At 64.7% G+C, this 16,961-nt stretch carries 17 protein-coding genes; 14 read left to right on the top strand and 3 right to left on the bottom strand.

Features of this window, described 5'->3' with window-relative positions; translation table 11 throughout:
• Position 1 precedes the first annotated feature (1 nt).
• From MSTE_RS18375 to MSTE_RS18355, 5 genes are all read left to right on the top strand, one after another.
• Positions 2-178 carry a rubredoxin gene (locus MSTE_RS18375; RefSeq protein WP_096503378.1) on the top strand — a complete coding sequence of 59 codons (177 nt, stop codon included), beginning with the start codon at positions 2-4 and terminating at the stop codon, positions 176-178.
• Positions 175-363 carry a rubredoxin gene (locus MSTE_RS18370; RefSeq protein WP_096503377.1) on the top strand — a complete coding sequence of 63 codons (189 nt, stop codon included), beginning with the start codon at positions 175-177 and terminating at the stop codon, positions 361-363. The genes MSTE_RS18375 and MSTE_RS18370 overlap by 4 nt, the downstream gene beginning before the upstream one ends.
• A gap of 50 nt (positions 364-413) precedes the next feature.
• The gene (locus MSTE_RS18365; RefSeq protein WP_162291677.1) at positions 414-1,034 is read left to right on the top strand and encodes a TetR/AcrR family transcriptional regulator; all 621 of its coding nucleotides are present in this window, start codon (positions 414-416) and stop codon (positions 1,032-1,034) included.
• Between the two features lie 131 nt (positions 1,035-1,165).
• On the top strand, positions 1,166-2,626 hold the full coding sequence (ahcY, locus tag MSTE_RS18360) for an adenosylhomocysteinase (RefSeq protein WP_096506075.1): 1,461 nt from the start codon (positions 1,166-1,168) through the stop codon (positions 2,624-2,626).
• A 68-nt stretch (positions 2,627-2,694) separates the two neighbouring features.
• On the top strand, positions 2,695-3,333 hold the full coding sequence (locus tag MSTE_RS18355; RefSeq protein ID WP_096503374.1) for a dTMP kinase: 639 nt from the start codon (positions 2,695-2,697) through the stop codon (positions 3,331-3,333).
• 69 nt (positions 3,334-3,402) lie between these two features.
• On the opposite strand, the gene MSTE_RS18350 is transcribed toward MSTE_RS18355, so the two are convergent.
• On the bottom strand, positions 3,403-4,125 hold the full coding sequence (locus MSTE_RS18350; protein ID WP_096503372.1) for an MgtC/SapB family protein: 723 nt from the start codon (positions 4,123-4,125) through the stop codon (positions 3,403-3,405).
• A 287-nt stretch (positions 4,126-4,412) separates the two neighbouring features.
• Between MSTE_RS18350 and MSTE_RS18345 the strand changes: the two genes are divergently transcribed.
• From MSTE_RS18345 to lpqB, 4 genes are read left to right on the top strand one after another with little or no spacing between them, the layout of a single operon-like run.
• Positions 4,413-5,951, top strand: coding sequence for an AMP-binding protein (locus MSTE_RS18345; RefSeq protein ID WP_096506073.1), 1,539 nt, complete (start codon positions 4,413-4,415; stop codon positions 5,949-5,951).
• 51 nt (positions 5,952-6,002) lie between these two features.
• The gene (mtrA, locus tag MSTE_RS18340; protein WP_014850711.1) at positions 6,003-6,689 is read left to right on the top strand and encodes a two-component system response regulator MtrA; all 687 of its coding nucleotides are present in this window, start codon (positions 6,003-6,005) and stop codon (positions 6,687-6,689) included.
• The gene (gene mtrB, locus MSTE_RS18335) at positions 6,686-8,413 is read left to right on the top strand and encodes an MtrAB system histidine kinase MtrB (RefSeq protein ID WP_096503370.1); all 1,728 of its coding nucleotides are present in this window, start codon (positions 6,686-6,688) and stop codon (positions 8,411-8,413) included. The genes mtrA and mtrB overlap by 4 nt, the downstream gene beginning before the upstream one ends.
• Entirely contained in the window at positions 8,410-10,164 is a 1,755-nt protein-coding gene (gene lpqB, locus MSTE_RS18330) for an MtrAB system accessory lipoprotein LpqB (protein ID WP_096503368.1), read from the top strand. Before mtrB ends, lpqB begins: the two co-directional genes overlap by 4 nt.
• On the opposite strand, the gene MSTE_RS18325 is transcribed toward lpqB, so the two are convergent.
• The gene (locus MSTE_RS18325) at positions 10,161-12,110 is read right to left on the bottom strand and encodes an acyl-CoA dehydrogenase family protein (protein WP_096503366.1); all 1,950 of its coding nucleotides are present in this window, start codon (positions 12,108-12,110) and stop codon (positions 10,161-10,163) included. The genes lpqB and MSTE_RS18325 overlap by 4 nt on opposite strands.
• A gap of 126 nt (positions 12,111-12,236) precedes the next feature.
• Here MSTE_RS18325 and MSTE_RS18320 point away from each other — a divergent pair, with 126 nt between their 5' ends.
• From MSTE_RS18320 to hpf, 4 genes are all read left to right on the top strand, one after another.
• The gene (locus MSTE_RS18320) at positions 12,237-12,659 is read left to right on the top strand and encodes a hypothetical protein (RefSeq protein WP_096503364.1); all 423 of its coding nucleotides are present in this window, start codon (positions 12,237-12,239) and stop codon (positions 12,657-12,659) included.
• 3 nt (positions 12,660-12,662) lie between these two features.
• Complete coding sequence (locus tag MSTE_RS18315; protein WP_096503362.1) at positions 12,663-13,355, top strand: TetR/AcrR family transcriptional regulator; 693 nt, start codon at positions 12,663-12,665, stop codon at positions 13,353-13,355.
• A gap of 50 nt (positions 13,356-13,405) precedes the next feature.
• Entirely contained in the window at positions 13,406-14,029 is a 624-nt protein-coding gene (locus MSTE_RS18310; RefSeq protein ID WP_096503360.1) for a ComF family protein, read from the top strand.
• Positions 14,030-14,334: 305 nt separating this feature from the next.
• On the top strand, positions 14,335-15,006 hold the full coding sequence (gene hpf, locus MSTE_RS18305; RefSeq protein ID WP_096503358.1) for a ribosome hibernation-promoting factor, HPF/YfiA family: 672 nt from the start codon (positions 14,335-14,337) through the stop codon (positions 15,004-15,006).
• A gap of 60 nt (positions 15,007-15,066) precedes the next feature.
• Here the strand turns inward: hpf and MSTE_RS18300 are convergent, their stop codons facing one another.
• A complete protein-coding gene (locus MSTE_RS18300) occupies positions 15,067-16,404 on the bottom strand; it encodes an aminotransferase-like domain-containing protein (protein WP_096503356.1) in 1,338 nt (445 codons plus the stop codon).
• A 147-nt stretch (positions 16,405-16,551) separates the two neighbouring features.
• Between MSTE_RS18300 and MSTE_RS18295 the strand changes: the two genes are divergently transcribed.
• Positions 16,552-16,950, top strand: coding sequence for a PaaI family thioesterase (locus MSTE_RS18295; protein WP_096506071.1), 399 nt, complete (start codon positions 16,552-16,554; stop codon positions 16,948-16,950).
• The last annotated feature ends 11 nt before the right edge of the window (positions 16,951-16,961 follow it).

Raw genomic sequence — 16,961 nt, 5'->3', positions numbered from 1 at the left:
CATGTCCCAGTACCGTTGCCCCATATGTCAGTACGTGTACGACGAGAACACGGGCGCCCCGCGCGAGGGGTTCCCGGCCGGGACGGCATGGTCAGAGGTTCCCGACGATTGGTGCTGCCCCGACTGCGGAGTGCGCGAGAAGGTGGATTTTGAAGCCCTGCAAGGAGCGGAATCATGAGCGAGAACGACTACAAGTTGTTCGAATGCATGCAGTGTGGATTTCAGTACGACGAGGCGCTGGGGTGGCCAGAGGACGGAATCGAGCCGGGTACTCGCTGGGATGACATCCCCGAGGACTGGAGCTGCCCGGACTGTGGGGCAGCCAAGACCGACTTCGTGATGGTGGAGATCGCGCGGCCATGACATTGACCGAATACACCGCGCCTGCCGGGCTCCACGGTGTGACGCCACGAGTGCCGTATGCCGAGGCCGCGAGGGCGCTGCTTCGCGAGTCGGTTCTTGATGCGCTCGGAGATCTTCTACGTCATCAGGATTGGTCGGCGGTGACGATGTCGGCGGTGGCCCGCCGGGCGGGAGTCAGTCGTCAGACGCTGTACAACGAGTTCGGTTCCCGGCAGGGGTTGGCTCAGGGGTACGCACTGCGGCTGGCCTTGCGGTTGGCCGAAGCTGTCAACGATGCGATCTACGCCAACGTCGGCGACATCCACGGCGCCTTGCATCGGGGGTTCGCGGCCTTCTTCGCCGAAAGCGCCGCAGACCCCATGGTCATCTCGCTGTTGACGGGTGAGGCCAAGCCTGAGCTCATGCGCCTCGTGACGGTCGACAGCGCGCTGATCGTGCTGCCGGCATCGGCGCGGCTCACCGAGTCGTTCGCGAACAGCTGGGTGGCCGCCGGCGAGGAAGGCGCGGCCATCCTCGCGAGGTCGATTGTGCGGCTGGCGATTAGTTACATATCGATGCCGCCGGAATCGGATCATGATGTGGCGCTCGACATGGCGCGCCTGCTGTCCCCATTCGTAGAGGCCAACGCGCTCGCCGACAAGACCCCCGCGAGCGGGAGAGGCCCCCAGTGACCTGCGCATCCACAAATCTCGCTACCTGATCTAACTATCCGTTGCTTACACGCGCTAACCTGGTGACGGACCCGTGTGTGTCAATTGAATTGACATCCGGGAAATATTCAAGAGACGCGATTGAGGTGGCGATGACCGAGCTGGTGGCCGACGTACGCAACGGCATTGATTACAAGGTGGCCGATCTCTCCGAGGCCGAGTTCGGCCGCAAGGAGATCCGTCTCGCCGAGCACGAGATGCCCGGTCTCATGGCACTGCGTCGTGAGTACGCTGATGTGTTGCCGCTCAAGGGCGCTCGCATCTCGGGCTCGTTGCACATGACGATCCAGACTGCGGTGCTGATCGAGACGTTGACGGCCCTCGGTGCCGAGGTGCGCTGGGCCTCTTGCAACATCTTCTCTACCCAGGACCATGCGGCGGCGGCCATCGTCGTCGGCCCGCACGGCACCCCGGAGGAGCCCCAGGGCACCCCGGTCTTCGCCTGGAAGGGCGAGACGCTGGAGGAGTACTGGTGGGCCGCCGAGCAGATGCTCACCTGGCCGAACGAGCCGGCCAACATGATCCTCGACGACGGCGGCGATGCCACCATGCTGGTGCTGCGCGGTGCGCAGTTCGAGCAGGCCGGCGTGGTGCCCCCGGCCGACGACAACGACTCGGCCGAGTACAAGGTCTTCCTGAACCTGCTGCGTGAGCGGTTCGAGACCGACAAGGACAAGTGGACCAAGATCGCCGAATCTGTCCAGGGCGTCACCGAGGAGACCACCACCGGTGTGCTGCGTCTGTACCAGTTCGCCGCTGCCGGCGAGCTGGCGTTCCCGGCCATCAACGTCAACGACTCGGTGACCAAGAGCAAGTTCGACAACAAGTACGGCACCCGGCACTCGCTGGTCGACGGCATCAACCGCGGCACCGACGTGCTCATCGGCGGCAAGAAGGTGCTGATCTGTGGCTACGGCGACGTCGGCAAGGGCTGCGCCGAGTCCCTCGCGGGGCAGGGCGCTCGTGTGCAGGTCACCGAGATCGACCCGATCAACGCGCTGCAGGCGCTCATGGACGGGTTCGACGTCGTGACCGTCGAGCAGGCCATCGGCAATGCCGACATCGTGGTGACCGCCACCGGCAACTACGACATCATCCTGCTGGACCACATGAAGGCCATGAAGGACCAGGCGATTCTGGGCAACATCGGCCACTTCGACAACGAGATCGACATGGCGGCCCTGGAGAAGTCCGGTGCCACGCGGCTCAACATCAAGCCTCAGGTCGACCTGTGGACGTTCGGTGACTCGGGCAAGTCGATCATCGTGCTGTCCGAGGGCCGTCTGCTCAACCTGGGTAACGCCACCGGCCACCCGTCGTTCGTGATGAGCAACAGCTTCTCCAACCAGGTGATCGCGCAGATCGAGCTGTGGACCAAGAACGACGAGTACGACAACGAGGTCTACCGACTGGCCAAGCACCTGGACGAAAAGGTCGCGCGCATTCACGTCGAGGCTCTCGGCGGCACGCTGACCAAGCTCAGCAAGGATCAGGCCGAGTACATCGGCGTCGACGTGGAAGGCCCGTACAAGCCGGAGCACTACCGCTACTGATCGCCGCTCATCCGCGTAGAGGCCCCTTGCACTCCGGTGCCGGGGGCCTTTGCGTAGGCTGACCAGCCGTGGGTCAGCTGATTGCGATCGAGGGTGTCGACGGTGCGGGCAAGCGCACGCTTACCGCGGCGCTGACGAAGCGCTGCGGTAAGCAGGGGTTATCCGTTGCGACGCTGGACTTTCCGCGCTACGGGCGCTCGGTGTACGCCGACCTCGCGGCCGAGTCGCTCACGGGCGGGCACGGCGATGTGGTGTCCTCCGCGTACGCGATGGGATTGCTGTTCGCCCTCGACCGCCGCAGTGCGCTCGGCGAGATAGCCGAGCTGATCGCCGCGAACGATCTGGTGATACTGGATCGCTGGGTCGCCTCCAACGCCGCTTATGGCGCGGCGCGGCTGCATCAGGACGGCGACGGCGACATGGCGCGCTGGGTAGATGAGCTTGAGTACCAACGCTTCGGCCTGCCACATCCCGACTGGCAGGTGTTCTTGAACGTCTCCCCGGAGCTTGCCCAGCAGCGGGCGCGGCACCGCGAGGAGCGGGAGAGCGCGCGCACCCGCGATACCTATGAGCGTGATGCGGATCTGCAGTCGCGGGTCTCCGCGGCGTATGCCGATTTGGCGCAACGGAATTGGGGCGGCCCGTGGGTGATCACCGATGGCGGCGACCCGGATGCATTGGCGGAGAGGCTCCTGCGTCGAGTGTGAAGATTCGGCGGGTACTTCGCCGAATTACCGCCGTGGCTTCACACTCGACCGGTGAGACCGCGTGGTGGGTCACCATTCACTGGATTCGGCCTTTTCTTCACGGTCGACATGCCAGCGCACCGATGAGACGGCGGGTTCCATCGACAGGCGGCTCACCGCCGACTCGAGTAGCGAGTCGTTGCGTTCTTCGGCGCTCAGTTTCGCCACCACGCGCACATGCTTGCCGTCTTCGACGTCATAGGACCGCACCGATTGCAGCGCGAATTCAGGCCTGCTCACGGCCTGTACGGTGAGTGCGCGGATATGCGCCTCGGTCTCGTCGGTGGTGGTGACCTCGAACAGGTATTCGGCAGGCCGGGCCTCGCGGCCGATGGCCGGTTGGCGATCCAGCAGATGTCCGAGCGGCCGCAACAGCACGTTGGCCAGCACGATGGCCGCGGTGCCGACGATCGCGACGTCGTACATCCCGCCGCCGGCCAGCGCGCCCACGGCAGCGGTGGCCCACATGGTGGCGGCGGTGTTGAGCCCGGTGATGGTGGCGCCCTGCTTCATGATCACTCCGGCGCCGAGGAAACCGATACCCGAAACAATCTGTGCTGCAACGCGAGTCGGGTCGGCGCCGGGGCCATGGAAGCTGTAGCCGCCCATGATGACGAAGAGTGTCGCACCCAGGCACACCAGCGCGTTGGTGCGCAGGCCGGCATTCTTGGCGCGCCACTGCCGCTCGATCCCGATGACGCAACCCAGGCCAAACCCCAGGGCTACACGGATGATGACATCCCAATGACTCATGATGGGTCCTGTTCTCTTGCAGTGGCTTCGAGGTGCACGCAACGGTGTTGGTGCAACAAGAGCGCCTTCGAGCGCGACCCTGATCCGCGTTAGAAGGCGCTGTGGATACTCGGAGGTTGACTATCGGACATAGTCGCGTCACCTCCTAAGCGTGTGCGCAAAGCGCACATGAACCACTGCTGAACAAAGCGCCATCATTAAACACCCGTCTGTCGGTGGTCGGCAAGACATACCTGTGCTTCGTGGATATCCGCGCCACATTGGGGGTGGGACGGCAGGATTGGTGCGTGTTCTTCGATCTGAGTGTGCGAGATTTCCTGGACCGCGCGGAGCTGGTGTATCCCGATCGCATCGGCGTTGTCGACGAGCCGGTGCAACCGGCGCCCTCCTGGGGGGCGGTGACCTACCGGCAGCTTGCCGAGCGGGCGCGCGGGCAGGCCGCGGCGCTTGACGGTCTGGGCGTCGGGCCGGGGGAGCGGGTGGCGATCGTCTCGCAGAACAGTGCACGACTGCTCACCTCGTTCTTCGGCGTTTCCGGGTGGGGACGCATCCTGGTGCCCATCAATTTTCGGTTGGCTCCCGCTGAGATCGAATACATCGTCGAGCATGCACGGGCGTCGGTACTGATAGTGGACCCGGAGGTGCGCGGGCTGCTCGACGCCGTGCGCGCCACCCATAACTTCGTGCTGGGGGAGGATGACGCCGCCGTATTCGGTGAGATCGGCTCACCGCACCGGGCTGATCCGAGACCCTGGTCGTGTACCGAATCAGACACCGCCACTTTGAATTACACCTCAGGAACCACGAGTAGGCCCAAGGGTGTGCAACTCACTCATCGCAATATCTGGATCAACGCAGTCGTTTTCGGGTTGCACGCCACCCTGCGTGACGACGACGTACTGCTGCACACGTTGCCGATGTTCCACTGCAACGGGTGGGGGTGGCCGTATGCGGCGACCGGCATGGGTGGTCGGCACATCGTGCTGCGCAAGGTCGACGGCGACGAGATCCTGCGGCGTATCGCAGAGCACGGGGTCACTGTGATGTGCGCGGCGCCAACGGTCGTCGACTCTGTGCTGGATGCCGCAGCCCGCTGGCAGGGGCCGATCCCCGGCCGGGACCGGGTTCGGATCATCGTCGCGGGTGCGCCGCCCCCGACGCGCACCATCGAGCGGGTGCGTGCCGAACTCGGCTGGGAGTTCATCCAGATATACGGGCTCACCGAGACCGCACCGCTCATCACGATGAATCGATTTCGGTCCGAATGGGCCGATCTGGACGAGCATCAGCAGGCCCGCATGCTGGGCCGCGCGGGAGCCCCTGCGATAGGCGTCCGGGTATCGATCGCGGAGGACGGTGAGGTGCTCACCCGGTCGAACACGAACCTTGACGGCTACTGGGACCAGCCGGAGGCGACCACGGAGGCATTGGCGGGCAATTGGTTTCATACCGGTGACCGCGGATCGATGTCCGACGGATACCTGAGCATCTCGGATCGCAAGAAGGACATCATCATTACCGGCGGCGAGAACGTTTCCTCCATCGAAGTGGAAGACGCGCTCATATCTCATCCCGGAGTCCGTGAGGCCGCGGTCGTCGGAGTGCCCGACGAGAAGTGGGGCGAGCTGGTTACCGCCGTCGTGGTGGTCGCGGTGACAGACCCGGGGACAGATCCACCGACGGGGCCGGATCTCATCGCGCACTGCCGGGAGAATCTGGCCGGGTACAAATGCCCCAAACGCGTCGAGTTCGTCGATTCCCTGCCCAGAACAGCGACCGGGAAGATTCAGAAGTTCAGGATCCGCCAGCAGCTCGCGCGAGACTAGTTCGCAACTCGCCCCTTTGGTACCCCGGTTTTGTCACGATCTAGTGACACGATGGGCTCTATGAGGCAAAGGATCCTTGTTGTCGACGATGACGCGTCATTGGCAGAGATGCTCACCATCGTGTTGCGCGGGGAGGGCTTCGAGACGGCAGTGGTGAGCGACGGCACTCAGGCGCTCACCGCCGTCCGTGAGCTGCGCCCCGATCTGGTTCTGTTGGATCTCATGCTGCCCGGGATGAACGGCATCGACGTATGCCGGGTGCTGCGTTCCGATTCCGGTGTGCCGATCGTCATGCTGACCGCCAAGACCGACACCGTCGATGTGGTGCTCGGTCTGGAATCGGGCGCCGACGACTACATCATGAAGCCGTTCAAGCCCAAGGAGCTCGTCGCACGTATTCGTGCCCGGTTGCGGCGCAACGACGACGAGCCCGCCGAGCTGCTGAACATCGCGGGCATCGACATCGATGTGCCCGCGCACAAGGTGACGCGCGAGGGCGAGCAGATCTCCCTGACCCCGCTGGAGTTCGACCTGCTGGTGGCGCTGGCACGCAAACCGCGCCAGGTGTTTACTCGTGATGTGCTGCTCGAACAGGTGTGGGGCTACCGTCACCCGGCCGATACCCGGCTGGTGAACGTCCACGTGCAGCGGCTGCGGGCGAAGGTCGAGAAGGACCCCGAGAATCCGACCGTGGTGTTGACCGTTCGAGGAGTGGGATATAAGGCCGGACCCCCGTGATCTTCAGCTCGAAGCGGCGCATTCAGCGGCGATCGGCACCACTGGTACGCGGACTGAAGGCACTGAGTCGAGCGGTCGGGTTCACCTGGCGCCGTTCCCTGCAGGTGCGGGTGGTGGTGTCCAATTTGGCGCTGTCCTCCCTGGTCATCCTGATTCTGGGATTCGTGCTCACCAGCCAGGTGACCGACCGAATTCTGGAATCGAAGACTCGGGTCGCGACCGAAGAAATGGAGCGCGCTCGCGTCATCGTCAGCGATGACGTGGGTGGCGAGGAAACCCGGTCGCTGCAAAGCAGTCTGGAGCTGGCCCGTAACCAGCTGTTGAACGGCAGTAAGGGTTCCGAGGGCGGTGGCGCCGGAGCGTTCGACGCCGTCCTTCTGGTCCCCGGTGACGGTCCCCGTGAGGCGACATCGGCGGGCCCCGCCAACCAGATCCCCGGCCCCCTGCGCGAATTCGTGAAGGCCGGTCAGGTCAGTTATCAGTATTCGACAGTCCACACCGAGAGTTTCTCGGGGAAGGCCCTCGTCATCGGCTCGCCGACCACGTCGAAGGTCACCGCGCTTGAGCTGTACCTGGTCTTCCCGTTGTCGAACGAGGAAAGCACGATTTCGCTGGTGCGCGGCACCATCGTCACCGGCGGTGTGGTGCTGCTGGTGCTGTTGGCGGCCGCCGCACTGTTGGTCGCGCGTCAGGTGGTGTTGCCGGTGCGGTCGGCCTCGCGCATTGCCGAGCGATTCGCCGAAGGGCATCTGTCCGAACGCATGCCGGTGCGCGGTGTCGACGACATGGCACGGCTCGCGGTGTCGTTCAACGATATGGCCGAAAGCCTCTCGCGGGAGATCACTCAGCTCGAAGAGTTCGGAAACCTGCAGCGCCGCTTCACCTCCGATGTCAGCCACGAACTGCGTACACCGTTGACCACGGTGCGTATGGCGGCCGATCTCATCTACGACAACCGTGAGGAACTCGACCCGGCGCTGCAGCGTTCCGCCGAACTGATGGTCAACGAGCTCGACCGGTTCGAGACGCTGCTGAGCGACCTGCTGGAAATCTCACGGCACGACGCCGGTGTGGCCGAGCTCGCCGTGGAGCAGGTGGATCTGCGTGACACCGTCAAGACCGTGGTGGCTTCGGTCAAGCACCTGGCGGACGAGTTGGACACCCAGGTAGAGCTCGACATGCCCGACAGCGAGATCATCGCCGAGGTGGATCCCCGTCGGGTGGAGCGGATTCTGCGCAACCTGGTCGCCAACGCGATCGACCACAGCGAGCACAAACCCGTCACCATCCGGATGGCCGCCGATATCGATAGCGTCGCCGTCACCGTGCGAGATCGCGGGGTTGGCCTGCGCCCCGGTGAGGAAAAGTTGGTGTTCAACAGGTTCTGGCGTGCGGACCCGTCGCGCAAGCGTCATTCCGGCGGCACTGGGCTGGGGTTGGCGATCAGCGTCGAGGACGCTCGGTTGCATCAGGGTCGGCTGGAGGCGTGGGGTGAACCGGGCAATGGGGCGCTTTTCCGGTTGACGGTGCCGTTGGTTCGTGGGCACAAAGTGACTACGAGCCCGCTTCCGTTGAACCCGACCAGCCGTCCGAGTGCTGGTGCGCGCCGACCGGTTTCGCGGGGAACTCAACCGGGGGAACGTGGCACCCAACCGGGGGAGCAGGAGACCACGCCGATGCGTACCTCGGGTACCAAGGCCGACCGCGTGCGGGAGTCGTCCTGATGCGCCGCAAGGTGGCCGCGGTACTGATCGCGGTGGCACTCGGGGTCACCGGCTGCGCCGGAGTGCCGTCCTCGTCCTCTCCGCAGGCCATCGGGACGGTGCAACGGCCATTGCCGCCGGGGGTGCCCGCACCCACCCCGGGGATGGAACCCGAGACGGTGTTGCGCGAGTTTTTGAAGGCCACTTCCGAGCCGTTGAACAGGCACCGGGCTGCCCGGCAGTTCCTCACCGAATCCGGCTCACGGACGTGGGACGACGCGGGTGACGCGGTGCTCATCGAGTCTCCGGCGTTCGCAGACCGGCGCGGCATCGACCGGTGGACGATCAATGTGCGCGCCAACAAGTTGGGCACCCTGTCCGATATCGGAGTGTTCGAGACCGCACAGGGCGATATCCAGGACCCGCAGTTCACCTTGGTAAAGGTCAACGGCGAGTGGCGAATCGACTCGCTGCCCAACGGGGTCTTTCTGGACTGGGCGCAGTTCCAGACCACCTATAGGCGCTACACCGTGTATTTCGCGGACCCGGCCGGTCGCACGGTCGTACCCGACCCACGCTATGTGGCGGTCAACGACCCCGATCAGCTGGCCACCGAGCTCGTGTACAAGCTTCTGTCCGGTCCGCGCCCGGAACTGGCTGGGGCGGTACGCAATCACCTGAGCGGGCTGCGGTTGCGTGGCCCCGTGACGCGCGCCGACGGCAGCAGAGTGGACGTGGGGCGCGGGTACGGCGGTGTGCGGGTCGAGCTGGAAGGCGATCTGACACCAGATCAGCGGACCCGGCAGTTCCTGGCCGCGCAAGTGATCTGGACGCTATCGCGCGCCGGTATCGCCGGGCCGTACGTCCTGCAGGTCAACGGCGCTCCGCTGGACGAACAGCTGTCACAGGGCTGGAGTACCCAGAACGTCGCGTCGACCGACCCCGGTGCGTCGGAGGGTGCTGGTGTGGGCCTCTACGGTCTGCTGAATGGGTCTCTGGTCACGGTCGACCGTGACGCGGCGGCGCCGGTACGTGGATCGTTTGGCCAAGTGGGAAACCAGGTTTCGGCTGCGCTGTCGCGTAGCGGGCGTCAGGTGGCCTCGGTCATTCGAGTGCAGGGCGGAGATGATCCGCAGATGTCGATGTGGGTGGGTGCCAACGGCGCCAACGGCAGCGAGGCGGTCGGCGGTAAGACGTTGACCCGCCCGACCTGGGCCCTGGACGACGCGGTGTGGGTGGTTATCGACGGTGGTCGAGTGGTCAGGGTCATCCAGGAAGCCACCACATCGATGGTGGCGGTGCTGCCCGTCGAATCATCTGCCGTGGCCCAGGCGTACAAGGGACTGATCACAGAGCTGGCGCTGTCTCGCGATGGCACGCGTGCCGCGATGATCATCGATGGCCAGGTGATCCTGGCGACGGTGATACAGACCGACAGCGGCGATTACGCGCTGGTGCACCCGCGCCGCCTCGGCTTCGGGCTCGGCAACTCCGCGGTGTCGCTGGCCTGGCGCACCGGTGACGACATCGTGGTGGCCCGCAACGACGGGTCGCACCTGGTGGCCAACGTGAATCTCGACGGAGTGAACTCCGATCTGGACGACCGTAATCTGTTGACTCCGGTGTCCACGATCGTCGCTTCACCGGCCATCATCTACATCGCCGATGCGCGGGGCGTACTGCAGCTGACGGGATTGGGGACCCCCGAGGAGCGGTGGATCGAGGTACGTCCACTGATGCTGCCGCAAGCTATTCCGGTGCTGACGGGCTAGTTGTCGGGGATCATCTCCGTGGCGAGCAGCGCCTCGGGAATTCCGAAAGCATCCACCAGAGTGCTCAGATGCGGGCGCAGCTCCTCACACAGTTGATTGACACCGCGCCTGATGGCCTTCGCTCGTTCGGTCGAGACATGCCGATGCATGAGGAACCACGACAGGTCCGCCTCGAGCGTGCTGTAGACGAACAGATCGCACAGCTTCTCCAGCAGTTCCTGTGCGGACTTGCTGTCACAGCTGTCGATCGCCTCGATGAAGGCTTCCAACACCACCCGTTCGGTGTGGGCCGAACCCACCTTGAGGATGTGGTCCTGTGCGGAGTTGAACACCTCGAAGGGGTCCTCTTCATCGGATTGGGCGCGCTGCATTCGGGTGGCCGCGGTGCGCAGCAGGTGATCTTCGCGGTTACGCAGCAGCCGCAGTTGGGTGCCGCGGTTGCTGAGATCGGATTCTTCGACGTCCTCGTCGGAGGAGTCCAGGATGGTCTGGATAACCTGTCGCGCCGCCGAGCGTTCGAGGATCACGTCGCGGGCCATGCCGGCGATGAACCGGGTCCAGCCCACTGCGTTGAGACCGCGCACATCCTCGGCATACGCCGAGAGGAGTTCCTTGGCCACCAGCTGGGTGAGCACGGTGTTATCGCCTTCGAAGGTGGTGAACACGTCGATATCGCGACGCAGAATGGTGAGTTGGTTGGCGTCGAGGTATCCGGCCCCACCGCACGCCTCGCGGCACACGGTGATGGTGTTCTGTGCGTGCCAGCTGGTTGCCGCCTTCAAACCTGCTGCGGCGCTTTCCAGCTGACGTTGCCGGTCCCCATCCACCTCATCGGCGGTCTGCACCTCGTGCAGTTCTTCGGTGAGCTCGTTCTGTGCGAACGCGAGTGCGTATGACCGGGCGATCAGGGGCAGTAGCTTGCGCTGATGCACCAGGTAGTCGGCGATGATGACCTCGTCGTCGCTGTCCGGCGTATCGAACTGCTTGCGCACCAAGGCATATCGCGATGCGATGGTCAGCGCCTTGCGGGCCGCTGCACCGGAGGTGGCGGCGACGCTGACCCGTCCGCGGATGAGTGTGCCCAGCATGGTGAAGAATCGCTTGTTCTCATTCTCGATGGGCGAGGTGTACGAGCCGTCAGCACTGACGTCCGCATACTTGTTGAGCAGGTTGGCGCGAGGCACCCGCACGTTGTCGAACACAATGCGCCCGTTGTCGACGCCGGCGAGGCCGCCCTTGTATCCGCAGTCGCTGGTGGTGACGCCGGGCAGGTCATTGCCCGTGGCGTCCCGGATGGGTACCACGAAGCAATGCACTCCCCGGCCTGATGCCTCCTCGCCGGGACCGCCGGTGACGAGTTGCGCGAAAACCGCTGCCACGGTGGCGTGCTCCGCGGCGCCGCCGATGTAGTCCTTACGTGCCAGCGAGCCCTCCGAGTTCAGAATGAAGTCGCCGGTCTGGCTGTCGTAGGTGGCGACGGTCTGCAGGGCCTGAACATTGGAACCATGGCCGGTCTCGGTCATGCCGAAACAGCCGAGGGTGTCGAGATTGATCAGTGGGACCACATACTGCTTGTGATGGGTTGCGGTGCCGAGGTTTTCGATAGCGCCGCCGAACAGGCCCCATTGCACGCCTGCCTTGACCATGAGTGACAGGTCCGCGTAACCGAGCATCTCGATGCCGACGATCGCGGCTCCGACATCGCCGGTGCCGCCGTGTTCCTTGCGGAATCCGGCGTGTGGCAAGCCATGTGGAACCAGTTCGCGCATGATTCGCAGTGATCGCGCCCGTGCCTCTTCGAGTGTCAGTGAGGGGTCGGGTAGCAGGTCGGCGCGGTTCAGGTACTCGCGGGCGGCATCACGTATCGCGCCGAACCGGCCGTCGAGCGCAACGCGCAGATTCGAGGTGAGGACTTCGGGATCGGCAGGTGCTGTCCGGGTCTCCATGTGTCCGAGCCTAGTCAGATCGGTCCGTCGGCTTGGCGTTCTATGGCAAACCATTTGCTTATACCGACCAGTGGTCTAACATACCGACCGGTGGTCTATTCAGGCCGTGTGAAAGGAGACCGGGACATGACTACCGCGTCCCCCACGGTCGATCCGGCCCTACGTACACGCGCATTTGCACGGGTCATTGGCCCCTTTGTCGCGACGGTCACCGCCATCATCGCCGTGCGGGCGGCAGACCTGAGTTTCCTGGGCGACAGCTTCTTCACGCACCCGATGTGGTCATGGCTGTTCGGTGCCCTGCTGCTGTTTTGCGGGCTGATGATCATCGCCTTCCACCAGGTTTGGCGAGGGCTCGCGCCGGTGATCATCTCGTTGTTCGGATGGTTTCTGGCCCTGCGTGGATTCGTTCTGTTGGCGTTTCCCCAGCTGATACAGAAGGGGGTCGACGCCTCGGTGCCCGCCGTCGGCCCGGTCCGTTTCTTCTTCCTCTTTGCGACGGTCATCGGTGTGTACCTGACCTACGTCGGCTGGATCAGGAAGCGCTGACGCATGCCGCGTGTGGTCAAGCATCCGGAGGTGCGCCGGACCGAATTGCTCGATCTGGCGATGTCCCTCTTCCTGGATCGCGGCTACGAGAAGGTGAGCCTCAACGATCTCATCGCCACCTCCGGGATATCGAAAGGTGCTTTCTACCACTATTTTTCCTCAAAGGAAGCCTTGGTGGCCGCGCTCGCGGAGCGCAGCGCCGACCAGGCTTTCGAGGTGCTGAGTCCGGTGTTCACCGAGCCGGGCATGGGCGCGTTGGAGCGGCTGAACGCCGGACTGCGCGCTAGCTACGAGGTCAAAATGGCGCTGGGTGCACCGGAAAGCATCGCGGCGATGATGTCGATGTTGCGGCCAGAGAATCAGTCGCTGCTGCGCCGGATCTCGGCGATCTGGGAGGACAAGTTTCGTCCGGTGCTCACCGAGCTGATCACCCGCGGAGTCGCCGAGGGGGTGTTCCAGACATTCGATCCCGAGGGCGTCGGTGACATGATTCAGGGCTTCGCGGCCAACATGGGCGCCACCGTGCAGAGGATTGTGGCCGCGCCGGATGCGCAGGCGCGCGCAGAGGCTATCGATGCGGCGGTCCAGCGTCAGCGGCTCCATGGCATCGCCACCGACCGCATTCTCGGGCTACGCGACGGGACGGTCGAGGTGCTGGACCGCCATCAGATCGAGAGGCTGGTTGCGGCGCTCTAGGCCGTGCGGCACCCGGTCAGCCTGTCGGACCCCACGGGCACAGTGGCCACATGCTTGATCTGGTGCTGCCACTGACCTGCGGCGGATGTGGGGAACCCGCCACCCGGTGGTGTTCGGCCTGCGCGTGTGCGTTCACCGCCGAGCCGGTGGTGGTGACGCCGCGGGTCGATCCGGGTGTGCCGGTTCTTTCCCTCGGGCGGTACGCGGGTGCTCGGCGGCAGGCGATCGTGACCATGAAGGAGCGCGGTCGCCGCGATCTCACCGCTCCGCTCGGTGCGGCATTGGCACGCGGCGTGGCGCAGCTGCTGTGTTGGCATCTTGTGGAGCAGCCGGTGACATTGGTTCCCGCTCCCACTCGATGGGTTTCGGCACGCGGGCGAGGCGGTGACCCGGTGACCGCCCTGGCCGCGGTCGCCACCCGGATTCCGGGCGTGCACCTCGCGTCCCTGCTGCGCATGAGGATGGGGGCGCGAGATTCGGTCGGGCTGTCCGTGTCGGCCCGGCAGCACAATGTGTCCGGACGCGTCGCGCTGCGCCGGGCGCGACGGCCGGACACCGAATTGGTGCTGGTCGACGATGTCGTGACCACCGGCGCCACCGTTACCGAATCGGTCAGAGTGTTGAAATCGGCGGGATTTCGAGTCGCTGCCGTGCTCACGCTGACGTACTCCTAAAGATCGTATGACGATCTCGAAACGACTCTGACGAATCGGTGGCAAGGCGAGTGAACACGGACTACCGTCGGGGCCAACAAGCTATGAACGTTCCGCGCTTGGGCGGTCGAACCGCCCACCGACACGGGCGCCTGCGTCCGGTTTGGCGGAGGAGGTGGTCACCAACCCCAGCGCCGGCGGGCTGCCGTCTCAGCGTTTCAGGCGACTCCGGCGTACTTCAAACATCAAACATGCGCGTCGCCAACATCTTTAGTCCCTAGCGGATGGGTTGAGCGCAAGCGCACTCTCAGTACCGGAGGTATGAGTTGTCAAGCACATCAAAGGCATCCGTTGCACTCGAGGACGGGGAGCGGACAGCCCAAGCCGATATCGTGGTCAAGGGCCGAAACGTGGAAATCCCCGATCACTTTCGAATCTTTGTGAACGACAAACTGTCCCGTCTGGAACGTTACGACAAAACCGTTTACCTCTTTGATGTAGAACTCGAACACGAACGCAACCGGCGCCAGAAGAAGAGCTGTCAGCGCGTGGAGATCACCGCGCGGGGCCGGGGGCCGGTCGTCCGTGGCGAGGCATGTGCCGACACGTTCCACAGTGCCCTTGAGGCCGCCGCCGCCAAGCTGGAAAGCCGGCTGCGACGTGGTCGTGACCGCCGCAAGGTTCACTACGGTGACAAGACGCCGGTATCGCTTGCCGAGGCCACCAAGGTTCTGCCCGCCGATGCCTTCACGCCACCCGCTGCGGTGAATGGCGCACACAGTCACAACGGAGCCGAGGTCGATGACAGCCACGGCCCGGGGCAGATTGTGCGAACCAAAGATCATCCGGCCAAACCGATGACAGTCGACGACGCGCTCTACGAGATGGAATTGGTCGGTCATGACTTCTTCCTCTTCCACGATGAGTCCTCGGGCCGCCCATCGGTGGTGTACCGCAGGCACGCATACGACTACGGGCTGATACGCCTCGGGGAGTAGGGCGCGCGGTCACCCGCGCAGAGAGGCCCCGCACCTGGTCCGCGACCGGTGCGGGGTTTCTCATGTCGGGGGCGCTTGTCGTGTCACCGTGCAGATCTGGCGTAACGCCGCGGCGAGATCGGGCAGTTCGGGAGTGGCCAATGCCAGGCGTAGTGCGTTGGGCGCGTGCGGCGCCGTGGAGAACGCGTCGGCGGTCGACACCATGATCCCCAGGTCGGCGAGGTCGCTCGCGATCACATCGTTGCGCGCGTGCTCGGGGAGCACGAGCCAGCCCGAATACGAACCCGGATGCGCGTGGTAGGTCAGGCCTGCGAGTTCCCTGCGGGCGATCGACTGCCGTCGACGGGCGTCAGCGCGCCGCAGTTCTTCTAACTGCGCCGCGGTGCCGTCGGTCAGCCAGCGCGTGGTCAGTGCGCTTGCGATGGTCGATGCGCCCCAGCTCGTCGCGCGCAGCGCTCGGATCAGGTCGGGGCGCTCGGCGGACGGAGCGACGACGTATCCGATCCGCAGCCCGGCGGCGAGGTTCTTCGACATACTCCCCACGTAGAAGGTCCGCTCGGGTGCGAAGGTCTGCACGGGTGGCGGCGCACCCGGATCCAGAAACGCATAGGTCGCGTCCTCGATGATGTGGAAATCGTGCCGGTCGGCCAACATCGTGACGCGCTCACGCTCGCCGGCGCTCAGTGTGTATCCCAACGGATTGTGCAGTGTGGGAATGAGATACAGCGCGGAAATCGGTCGCCGTCCACACAGCCATTCGAGGTGGTCAAGGTCTATTCCGGTGGTGCCGGTCTGAACCGGTGCCAGCTCGAGGCGTCGTGCGGTGGCCAGCAGTTTGATGCCCGGATAAGTCAGTGCGTCGACGGCGACAACCGTGCGGGGCGTGGCTATCGCGGCCAGGACGGTGTCCAAACCCTGTTGAGCGCCACCAGATATCAGGACGCGGTCCGGCACGACGTCGATGCCGCGGTCAAGTAGATAGGTGGCGATCGCGGCGCAGTCACGGCGTCGTCCGCCCGGCGGCTGCTGATACAGCAGGCTTGCCAGATCGCCCTCGGCTGCCAATGCGCGCAGAGCCTGCCGCAATTGGTCGTCCTGGCCGTGAGACAGCGGCTGGTTGAAGGAAAGGTCTGCGGCGCGCTGTCCCACCGCCAGCCGGGTGGGCTCCACTCCCGCGAAACCGCTGAGGTCGCGCACAAAGGTGCCGCGTCCGGGTTCCCCAACGACGAGGCCGGCGGCGGTCAGGTCGCGGTAGACCCTGCTGGCCGTAGCCACCGCGATGCCGTATCGACCCGCCAGTGCGCGATGGGTGGGCAACCGCGCGCCCGCGGGCAGCGTGCCGGTCCGAATCTGTCCGGCGATCTCGTCGGCGACCGTGGCGTGACGGTGAATGCGCACGCGCTCTCCCGATTGTGACTAGGACAATTTATTGATTGCACTAATTTACGTGCTTACCGTCGAGCCGTGACGATCACTGACCTTTCGGTGCTGGAGTTTCTTCAGCGGCACGTCGCCGGTACCTCCCGACCCGGTGACACCACCCACATGCGGTACCCGACGGCCATCTCGCGGTATCTCGAGTTCGAGATCGTTGCCGTCGAGTCAGGCTCGGCATCCGTGCGGGTGGTGGTCGATCCGTCCAGACACGGGAATCAGCAGGGCACCGTGCACGGCGGATTCGTGGTCGAGCTGGCCGATGCCGCCATGGGGACCGCGCATTCCACCCTGATGGAGCAGGGGGAGACGTTCACCAGCATCGATATCCGCGCCACATTCCTGCGGCCGGTCTGGGCCGACACCTTGATCGCCACCGCACGTCCCGCGCACTCGGGGCGGACCATCACGCACTACACGTGCGATGTGACCCGCGGTGACGGCAAGGCGGTGGCCACGGTGACCAGCACCGTCATGACACTGCGTGGCGATCGGGCGGCCGGGCGATAGACGAGGTCGTA

The organism is [Mycobacterium] stephanolepidis (assembly GCF_002356335.1).
Taxonomy (GTDB): Bacteria; Actinomycetota; Actinomycetes; order Mycobacteriales; family Mycobacteriaceae; genus Mycobacterium; species Mycobacterium stephanolepidis.
Note: the sequence above shows the minus strand (reverse complement) of the source record. Positions and strands in the feature narration are given on the sequence as shown.

Bases quoted from the DNA above. Each gene is read 5' to 3' on its own strand.
- MSTE_RS18375 (WP_096503378.1), top strand. From the start codon at position 2: ATGTCCCAGTACCGTTGCCCCATATGTCAGTACGTGTACGACGAGAAC.
- MSTE_RS18295 (WP_096506071.1), top strand. From the start codon at position 16,552: ATGCGGTACCCGACGGCCATCTCGCGGTATCTCGAGTTCGAGATCGTT.
- ahcY (WP_096506075.1), top strand. From the start codon at position 1,166: ATGACCGAGCTGGTGGCCGACGTACGCAACGGCATTGATTACAAGGTG.
- MSTE_RS18370 (WP_096503377.1), top strand. From the start codon at position 175: ATGAGCGAGAACGACTACAAGTTGTTCGAATGCATGCAGTGTGGATTT.
- MSTE_RS18320 (WP_096503364.1), top strand. From the start codon at position 12,237: ATGACTACCGCGTCCCCCACGGTCGATCCGGCCCTACGTACACGCGCA.
- MSTE_RS18325 (WP_096503366.1), bottom strand. From the start codon at position 12,110: ATGGAGACCCGGACAGCACCTGCCGATCCCGAAGTCCTCACCTCGAAT.
- MSTE_RS18310 (WP_096503360.1), top strand. From the start codon at position 13,406: ATGCTTGATCTGGTGCTGCCACTGACCTGCGGCGGATGTGGGGAACCC.
- MSTE_RS18350 (WP_096503372.1), bottom strand. From the start codon at position 4,125: ATGAGTCATTGGGATGTCATCATCCGTGTAGCCCTGGGGTTTGGCCTG.
- mtrA (WP_014850711.1), top strand. From the start codon at position 6,003: ATGGGCTCTATGAGGCAAAGGATCCTTGTTGTCGACGATGACGCGTCA.
- MSTE_RS18315 (WP_096503362.1), top strand. From the start codon at position 12,663: ATGCCGCGTGTGGTCAAGCATCCGGAGGTGCGCCGGACCGAATTGCTC.